The following is a 6760-nucleotide window of genomic DNA, read 5'->3' on the forward strand; positions in this document are numbered from 1 at the left end:
AACCAGAGGAAAAACCAGAAGTTAAGCCAGAAGAAGGAAACAATAATAACCAGAATAACAACAATAACAACAATAACCCAAATAACAACAATAATAACCAACAGGAAGCAAAGACTGTAGTTGACAGCTTTAAAACAATTGAAAATAACCAACAAGTAATCCTTGTAACTTCAAAAGGTTATGGTACAAACAATGCACAAATTCGTACATTTGATAAAACAGATGGTAAATGGAAAGAACTTAAAAATATTAATGGTAAAATTGGTAAAGATGGATTTGCTAAACAAATGAGCGAAGAAGTAACACAATCACCACGAGGTAAATATACAATAGGAATGGCATTTGGCCGACAAGGAAACCCTGGAACAAAATTAAAATGGCATGACATTCAACCTAATGATGTTTGGGTAGATGATTCAAAATCAGAACTTTATAACACATTACAACAGAAACCTTCAAATGGACGTTGGAACAGTGCTGAAAATATGAATATTCCAGCATATGATTATGGGTTTGTGATTAATTACAATACAGATCGTGTTGCTGGTAAAGGTAGCGCAATCTTCTTCCACGTATCTAATACATGGACTGCTGGTTGTACTGGGGCATCTAAACAAGATGTAATTGATATCTTGAAATGGATTGATCCAGCTAAGAATCCAGTAATTATTCAAGCTCCTGAAAGTGAATTAGGAAATTACTAATTTTATAAAATAAAAAAGGTAGCATAATTTATTTATGCTACCTTTTCTTTTGTTTCTTCTAAAAGAGCTGTTACTATAACACGTTTAGAATTATCTTTTATAGATAAACATGTAACCAGTGTTAACTTGTTTTGCTGATCATCTTCTAACACTTCACTATTGTTAGGTGATACTATTTTATTTGTAATTACTGTATATTTATATTTTTTATAATTATCTTCAATTGTGATTACATCCCCTTCTTTTAACTTAGGAACATCACTAAATAGCACTCCACTACGAGACATATTGTGTCCAGCTAAAGTATAATTTCCTTTCCCTAACACTTGATTGTTTTTTAATGTAACCGCGCCAATTAATAAATGTTTTTCGGTAGCGTTAGCATAAATAGGGACAGAAAAATTGAATTTTTGTATGGTTAATTTTGCTAATGCATTCTTTTTTGTAAATTTAGCATTCTTCACTTCTTCAAAAGTTACTCGATTAAGATTACTAGCATCCATTTCTTTTGTAACAATATTTTCTTCAAATGGTTTATCTTCTTTTATGAATTCAGCCATATGTTCTTTTTGTATTTCGACTGTTTGTTTTTTCTCATATGAAGGGTAAAAATAAAATCCAATCCCTACAAACAATAAAATAACAAAGAAAATCAATTTTTTCATTTAGTATACTCCTAATTTATTTTTCTAATAAAGAAGCGATACTACTAAAAGTAGTATCGCTTCTTATTAAAACTTTAATAGAGGGTAATTAATTTTGCTCTTGTTTTCTTCTTCTTGTTACTACAGTGTAACCAATACCAGCTAAAGCTGTTGCAAGTAAACCTAGACCAGCATATTTCATTGTGTTGTCTTCTTGACCACCTGTTTGTGGAAGTGGTTGTTCAGGTTTAGGTTGCTCTGGTTTAGGTTGCTCTGGTTTAGGTTGTTCAGGTTTAGGCTGTTCAGGTTTAGGTTGTTCAGATTTCACCTTGAACTTCACAGTTTGACCCATATCTTCAATATCAGAGTGAATTGCTACTAAGACATCATCTTGATATAACTCTTCAAATACTACTACTTCTTTACCTTGTAGTTCAGAAGCGTTGAATGTGAAGTCTAGGATAATAAAGCCATCTTTAGTTTCCGCTGTAAACTTAGTTTCTGATGTAACTTCCTTACCATCAATTAATAATGGTTTGTTAGTAGCTTTATCCATAAGTTTACCTTTTACAACATATTCTTTACCCACGATTAAGTCTTTGTATTCAACTTTATCTTGGATTGTTACAGATTCATTTGCATCTAATTCTTTAGATCCGTCAGCTTTGTTTGTAGCTGTTGTTTTAATTGAAGGTTCTACAAATCGAACTGTTTGCCCTACATCGTTGATGTCAGCGTGAGTTGCAATTACTTGTCCGTCATATAATAAGTCTTCAAACACTACTACTTCTCTTCCCTGTTGTTCTCTACCATCGAAAGTGAAGTCTAAAGTTACAAAACCATTCTTTTCTTTTGCTGTAAACTTAGTTTCTGATGTAACTTCCTTACCATCAATTAATAATGGTTTGTTTGTAGCTTTATTCATTAATTTACCCTTAACAGTGTATTCTTTACCAACAACTAAGTTAGTGTACTCAACTTTATCTTGGATAGTGATAGATTTGTTTGCATGAATTTCTTTAGATCCGTCAGCTTTGTTCGTAGCTGTTGTTTTCACAGAAGGCTTAACGAACTTCACTGTTTGGTCTTTATCCTCAATGTCAGCATGAGATGTAACTTCTTTTCCGTCTTTAAATACTTTTTCAAATACAACTACTTCTTTTTCTTCTAAACCAGTTGCATCAAATGTAAATTCTAACGTAATAGAACCATTAGCTTCTGTTGGTTTAAATTTAGCTTCTGATGTAACTTCTTTACCATTAACTTTTAATGGTTTGTTAGTAGCTTTGTCCATAAGTTTTCCTTTGACAGTGTACTCTTTACCTACAAGAAGGTCTTTATATTCCACTTTATCTTGGATTGTTACAGTTTTAGAAGTGTGCATTTCTTTAGAACCATTATTTTTATCCGTTGCTGTTGTTTTCACAGATGGAATTTTTTCGTTTTCTACTTTTTGTGCTACAACTTGACCATCATCCTTAATAGTAAATTCGAATACAGTCTCGTTTAAGAAATATCCTTCTGGGGCTACAGTTTCTTTGAACGTGTATTTGCCTGCTGGAAGTTTTTCGAACTTAGCTTTACCTTGTTCGTCAGTTACTCCTTCGGCTACTTTCTCACCTTTTTGATTGTAAATCTCAAAGTGTGCATTCGCTAATTCTTTACCATTAGCTACGTCTACTTTTGTAACTTCTAAAGAACCAATGATCTGTTTATTTGTTACAGTTAATTCTACTACTTTACCATCATCTACAATGTTAAATTCAAGTTTTTGGTCTAAAGGAACATACCCCTCTTTACCTTTCGTTTCTTTAACAAAATATTTTCCATAAAGTAAGTCTTTTACAGATGCTTTACCCTCTTTGTCAGTTACAACTTTAGTGATTTCTTTATCGTTTTGATCGTAAATAGTAAATTCTACACCCTCAAGAGGTTTGTTGCTATCGTCTACTTTATTAATTTGAAGATTACCTTTGATTTTTTTGTTGATAACATCAAATTTTAAAGTTACACCATTTTGTTTTACTTCAAATTCAACCTTTTGTTTGTTGATAACATGACCTGTTGGTGTCTTTGTTTCCTTGAAGTAGTATTTTCCATAAGGTAAGTCTTTTACAGATGCTTTACCTTCTTTGTCAGTTACAACTTTAGTTACTTCTTTATCTTTTGAATTGTAAACAGTAAATTCTACACCTTTTAATGGTTTTTTAGAATCATCTACTTTTGTGATTTGAATGTTACCTTTTATTAATTTATTGATAACTTCATAATCTACACCTTTGTTTTGTACATCAATTTCAAAGGTGTAAGTATTATCTGGTGCAATATAACCTTCAAGTGGTTTTGTTTCTTTAACAGAGTATTTACCATAAGGTAAATCTTTATAAGATGCTTGACCATCTTTATCAGTAACAAGTTTTTTGATTTCTTTACCGTTTGCATCGTATAGAGTGAATTCTACACCTTCAAGTGGCTTCTTGTTATCGTCTTTCTTGAATACTCGTAAGTTACCTTTGATTTTCGCATTGACAATATTAAAGTCTTTTACTTCACCATCTTTAGAGATTGTTAAGTCTTTCTCAAAAGGATAAACATCATATCCTTCAAGACCTTTTGTCTCTTTGAAAGTGTACTTGCCAAATGGAAGGTTTTTAAATTCTGCAATACCATCTTTGTTTGTAACTACCTTACCAAATTCTTTACCATCTTTGTAAACAGTAAATTCTACACCTTCAAGTGGCTTCTTCTCTTCATCAGTTTTTGTGATTTTAAGAGAACCTTTGCTTTGTTTGTTAACTACAGTAAATGCTTGTGTTTTTCCGCTTTCTTTCACTTCAAAATTGTAAGTTTCAGTGCTACCAACATATCCATCTAAGCCCTTAGTTTCTTTGAATGAATATTTTCCAAAAGCAAGATCTTTTACAAACGCTTTACCATTATTATCAGTAACAACTTTAGTTACTTCCTCGCCTTTTTCATTGTAGACAGTGAATTCAACACCAGCCAAAGGTTTATTACTATCATCAACTTTGTTGATTTCAATTCCACCTTTAGCAAGTTTGTTAACAAATTTGATGCTTGCTACTTCTCCGTTGTTTACTTGTGCTTTTTGTGGAGTAGCATCTAAAACATAACCGTTTGGTGCTTGCGTTTCGACTACGGTATATGTACCAAGATCAAGGTTATCAACTTTTCCATAACCATTTTCATCGGTAGTAATAGTAGCAACAGTTTCACCTTTAGCATTTTTTACATCAAATTTAGCCCCAGCTAATTTAGTTCCATTTTCATCAACTTTATTTAATTCAAGTGAACCCTTAGAAGCCCAATTTACACTTAAATTTTCTTGCACTGGTGTATGTTTAGTTGTTACTAAAGCAAGAGAATTTTGAACACCAGCATCATGTGATTTGTACCACAATGTTTCTGTTTTTGTTAAATCACCTGAAACTTTGATTTGGAAAGTTCCAGAAGCTTCATTTTTATTAAAGTACACATAGAAATCTTCATTTGGATTGAATGTAGTTTTCTGTTCACCATTTGCATTTGTGAAATATGTACCTTTTGGAGCGTTGATTGCTTGTGGTGTATATGAACCACCTTTAGCATTGGTTGTTACTTTGAATGCACCAGCTTTAAAGTAATCTCCTTCAACATGTGCAACATGAGAAGTTGGTGATACATCAAATGTTAAATCTTGTGTTGTATCTTTTGTTCTAACGTCATTTAAGATATTATCAACTACAGCTTTTACACGAGGATTATCAAAACGTAAATCATTGTAACTAATGTCAGTGTTTACAACCCATAGAGCTACTTGAGTACCAAAGTGAGCTTCTTGCCAATTTGATGCTCCTAGTTCTGATGGTTGTTTTTCTGGATAACCATATGCCATAACACGATAAGCTTCATCACTTAATCGTCCCATAGGTTCTAAATCATTGCCATTTGGCGAACTTAGACGTTCATCTAGACAATAAGCAATACGTCCATCCGCTAGTCTGATTAAATCTGTTTCAACGAAAAATCCTAAATGTTTTGAAAATACCCAGCCTTTGTTGTTGTATTTTTCTGATGTTAATACGTCTGCACTTGCTTTTGAGTGTGGGAAAACCATTGAAAACATAAGTATAAAAATACTTACAATACTGAATACCATAGAGAATACCTTGTTGTGTCTCATAAGTCCAACCATGATTTCACTCCTAATTCATTATTCATTTTTCAAAGATCGCGTTTCAAAACGTGTGGGAAGAAAAAAATCTTCGACTGGTTTTGAATAGTAATTTGCAATTTTTACCGCCAATTCAGGACTGACAGTACGCCTATTTTTTTCTATAGCGTTTAATTGCTGTTTAACAATTCCCAAATCTTCTGCAACTTGTTTTAATTTCAATTTTCTACGTAATCTTTCACTCTCCAATCTACTAATATCCTTATTTGTTTTATTTGACATAAAAGGCGAAATTTTACTCACCTCCTATATTTTTCATTTTATCATACATAGATTTCCAGATAAATAGTAAACAAAAATTATTTATATTTTGAATATTCAGTATATTCAAAGGGTAAAATACAGGTTAATTCTGTTCTATTTGGAAAATTATTATCCATTTGGAAAATTATTTATTGAAATTGGAAATATTTTTCTGTATAATAGAGTTATAGTTAAAATATTTCAAATAGTCAGTTTTGGAAGAAGGTGAATGCTATTAAAGGATATCTGAATTCAAAAGATTTTATTGATCTTTTGAGTCAGAATGGTTTTGAGATTAAACATGCCAATTTTTCTAAAATGAAGAAAAAAAATCAACTCCCTCCCCCTGATATTTTATTAGGAACAACAAGTCAAACCGCTGGGTGGAAAGAAGAAACTGTAATGGCATATATTGAAACTTTAATAACCATTCGAGAAAAAATGAAGAAAAATAATATTGACATAAAGGAGGTTAATAGACTTGGAAATTGGTTTAGTAATTAATGATGTATCTTCTAAAGTTGATGGAGTAAAGATCCCAATTGGGAAACAAGTTTCTATTGATAAAGGTGATATGTTGTTAGACGAAATTGATGTTAAGTCTGGTGAGGAAACTATCACTGTATCTTATACGATTTATGATAATACAAGTGAAAAAGAGTTAGATTCAAATGAAATAGAGTTAGATGGCACTTATCAGGGGTTACATAGCATTTATAAAAACAGATTAAGTGACAAAAATTCTCTAGATAATGCAAAAGAGTATTTAACAAACTTACATGTCTTTAATACCATCAAAGAACCTTTAGCTGAAAATATTGAAATAAGAGAAAAAGCGCGGAAAGAATTAGAACAACAAAGAGAAATAGAGTTACAACAACAGGCCGAAAAAGAAGAACAAGACAGAGAAAGAGAAGCTGAATTGCAACGTCAAG

General features: G+C 31.7%; 6 protein-coding genes and 1 pseudogene. 3 read left to right on the plus strand and 4 right to left on the minus strand.

Annotated elements, in window-relative coordinates; translation table 11 throughout:
- The coding region (locus V7024_RS16060) for a L,D-transpeptidase family protein (protein WP_335521695.1) at positions 1-704 on the plus strand (704 nt) is incomplete at its 5' end.
- A 32-nt stretch (positions 705-736) separates the two neighbouring features.
- Here V7024_RS16060 and V7024_RS16065 read toward each other — a convergent pair.
- From V7024_RS16065 to V7024_RS16075, 4 genes and pseudogenes are all read right to left on the minus strand, one after another.
- A complete protein-coding gene (locus V7024_RS16065) occupies positions 737-1369 on the minus strand; it encodes a class A sortase (RefSeq protein ID WP_335521697.1) in 633 nt (210 codons plus the stop codon).
- 88 nt (positions 1370-1457) lie between these two features.
- Complete coding sequence (locus tag V7024_RS16070) at positions 1458-4424, minus strand: SpaA isopeptide-forming pilin-related protein (RefSeq protein WP_438824476.1); 2967 nt, start codon at positions 4422-4424, stop codon at positions 1458-1460.
- Positions 4419-5543, minus strand: a pseudogene (locus V7024_RS24450) (SpaA isopeptide-forming pilin-related protein); the annotation flags it as partial. The gene V7024_RS16070 and the pseudogene V7024_RS24450, both read right to left, overlap by 6 nt.
- An 18-nt stretch (positions 5544-5561) precedes the next feature.
- The gene (locus V7024_RS16075) at positions 5562-5771 is read right to left on the minus strand and encodes a helix-turn-helix transcriptional regulator (protein WP_098634841.1); all 210 of its coding nucleotides are present in this window, start codon (positions 5769-5771) and stop codon (positions 5562-5564) included.
- Between the two features lie 279 nt (positions 5772-6050).
- On the opposite strand from V7024_RS16075, the gene V7024_RS16080 reads away from it, so the two are divergent.
- Complete coding sequence (locus V7024_RS16080) at positions 6051-6329, plus strand: hypothetical protein (RefSeq protein WP_000991479.1); 279 nt, start codon at positions 6051-6053, stop codon at positions 6327-6329.
- A partial coding sequence (locus tag V7024_RS16085; RefSeq protein WP_141541059.1) for a hypothetical protein occupies positions 6307-6760 on the plus strand: 454 nt, incomplete at its 3' end. The genes V7024_RS16080 and V7024_RS16085, both read left to right, overlap by 23 nt.

Source organism: Bacillus sp. JJ864 (assembly GCF_036963045.1).
Lineage (GTDB): Bacteria > Bacillota > Bacilli > Bacillales > Bacillaceae_G > Bacillus_A > Bacillus_A pseudomycoides_C.